General features: G+C 64.1%; 2 protein-coding genes, 1 tRNA gene and 1 pseudogene. 3 read left to right on the forward strand and 1 reads right to left on the reverse strand.

Annotated elements, in window-relative coordinates; genetic code table 11:
* Positions 1 to 989 (reverse strand): annotated as a pseudogene (locus tag JHC57_RS22235) (hypothetical protein); the annotation flags it as partial.
* A gap of 304 nt (positions 990 to 1,293) precedes the next feature.
* Between JHC57_RS22235 and JHC57_RS22240 the strand changes: the two are divergent.
* The 3 genes from JHC57_RS22240 to rlmJ all read left to right on the forward strand — a co-directional run.
* Positions 1,294 to 1,380: transfer RNA gene (locus JHC57_RS22240), tRNA-Leu, on the forward strand.
* Positions 1,380 to 1,646 carry a hypothetical protein gene (locus JHC57_RS22245; protein ID WP_294032733.1) on the forward strand — a complete coding sequence of 89 codons (267 nt, stop codon included), beginning with the start codon at positions 1,380 to 1,382 and terminating at the stop codon, positions 1,644 to 1,646. The genes JHC57_RS22240 and JHC57_RS22245 overlap by 1 nt, the downstream gene beginning before the upstream one ends.
* A 2-nt stretch (positions 1,647 to 1,648) precedes the next feature.
* The coding region (gene rlmJ / locus JHC57_RS22250; RefSeq protein WP_294032734.1) for a 23S rRNA (adenine(2030)-N(6))-methyltransferase RlmJ at positions 1,649 to 2,004 on the forward strand (356 nt) is incomplete at its 3' end.

Genomic DNA, 2,004 nt, shown 5'->3' on the forward strand with positions numbered 1-2,004 from the left:
TCGCCGACCGCACCGCCTTCGCGCTGCACGCCGATGACGTACTGGATGTTGCCCTGATAGCCGACGTCGGTGTCGAGACCGTCGTCCTCGGCGCCGGTGATCACCAGATGCTTCATATTCACGCGGCCACCGAACACTTCGATGCCGTCGTCCGAGCTGTTGTGGATCTGGATGTGGTCGAGCTGCGTGCCCGAACCGACGCCCGACGGGGTCAGGCCCTGCAGCTCGCTCGCGGCCGACAGGATGAAGCCCGAGTAGCGGATCTGGACATAGGACAGGCGGCCCGAGTTATCGGCCGGCTGCGCGCCGCCGTAGAGCGCGTTCGACGTACCTTCGGTGTCGCGTTCGCAAGCGACCGTGCCCGGGGCTGCGCCCGGCGCGAGGCAGTCGGTGACCGGTGCGCGGCCGAGCAGGACGACGCCGCCCCACAGCTGCGAGGTCTGGTCGCCCGCCGAGCCGACGACGTTGCCGCGGCCGGTGAAGATGATCGGCTGGGTCGGTGTGCCCACCGCGTCGATACGGTTACCGCGATTGACGGCGAGGAAGGAAACGCCCGTCGCACCGAAGATGGTGACGCCCGGATCGATCGTCAGCGTGACGACATTGTTCGTGCTCGCGGCGCCCTGGTCGGTACCGACATCGACGCGGCCGGGAAGCGAATAGATTACGCCCGGAGCCTTGGGGATCGCGGTGGTCGCGGTGAAGCGCGTCGGGAAACCGCAGTTGCGCCATTCGCCGCCAGGGCCCGAGATGGTGCCGAGGTTTGCGAGCTGGTCGGGGCCGGCGATCGACGGGCAGTTCGCAGCCGGCGTAACGGTGGCCGGCGGGGTCGGCGTGGGGGTCGGTGTCGGGGTCGGGGTCGGCGTGGGCGTCGGTACGACGATCACGCCCTCGCCCGGCGATGCGACGCCGTCGGCGCCGCACGCCGCAAGGATGGAACAGGCCACGCCGCTGAGCATGACCAAACGAATGCGTGCGAAAGCCGCCATGAAAATCTCCGTTCCCGGTGTGCGCCTGCGCGCCCCTGATGAAAAATAGGCCGCGGATGAGAGGAGATATGTCGCCTCGCCCCCGGTGACGCCGCCACTAGGGTGATTCGATGACGGTCTGACGCCAGAGCCATGACAGTTGCATGACTCTTTGGAGTCGCTTTGATGACATCGGCCGCTGCGCGCGGCCCGCTTGTTCGCGCCCGCAAAAATAAATCGGGGAAGCTTGCTTGCATCACCCGAAAAGCTTTGCTAGGCGCCCGCTCCTACCTGGTACCGGAGACAATCCGGACCATCATGATGTGCGGTCGTGGCGGAACTGGTAGACGCGCAACGTTGAGGTCGTTGTGGCCGAAAGGCCGTGGAAGTTCGAGTCTTCTCGACCGCACCATGAACATTGATTTTATTTATTTTTTTCGGGAATTTGGTACAATTTCGAGCGGATTTACCAATCACCGCACCAAACTCTCGATTTTCAGCCCCGATAAAGTCAATTTGGCACAGCGCCGCTGTGCGATCTTGCGGACAACACGGCGCTGCGATCCGAACATGGCTGCTTTCGAGAAGGCAGGCGTACCGCAAGCCAGTTGGAATCGCTGCTCCCACGCCTCGCGCCCGGCCGTTCGTATAGAGGCAGATCGCCAGGATTTTGAATAACAATGAATTATCGTCATAGCTTTCATGCTGGCAATAGCGCCGACGTCGTAAAGCACAGCCTGCTGATCGCCCTCGTGCGGGCCTTGCAGCAAAAACCGGGCGCGCTGACCCTGATCGACACCCATGCCGGTTGCGGGCTCTACGACCTTGGCGGCGAGGAGGCGCAGCGCACCGGCGAGGCCACACAGGGCGTGCTGCGGGCCTTTGCCGACCCGAACCCCTTGCTGGACGACTACCGCGCCGCCGTACAGGCGGTGAATGCCGGGGCCGAGCCTCGCCTCTACCCCGGATCGCCGCGATTTCTGGCGCAGCTTCTGCGTCCGCAGGATTTTCTGATCCTGAACGAGAAACATCCCGA

The sequence above is a fragment of the Sphingopyxis sp. genome (genome assembly GCF_016463645.1).
GTDB lineage: Bacteria > Pseudomonadota > Alphaproteobacteria > Sphingomonadales > Sphingomonadaceae > Sphingopyxis.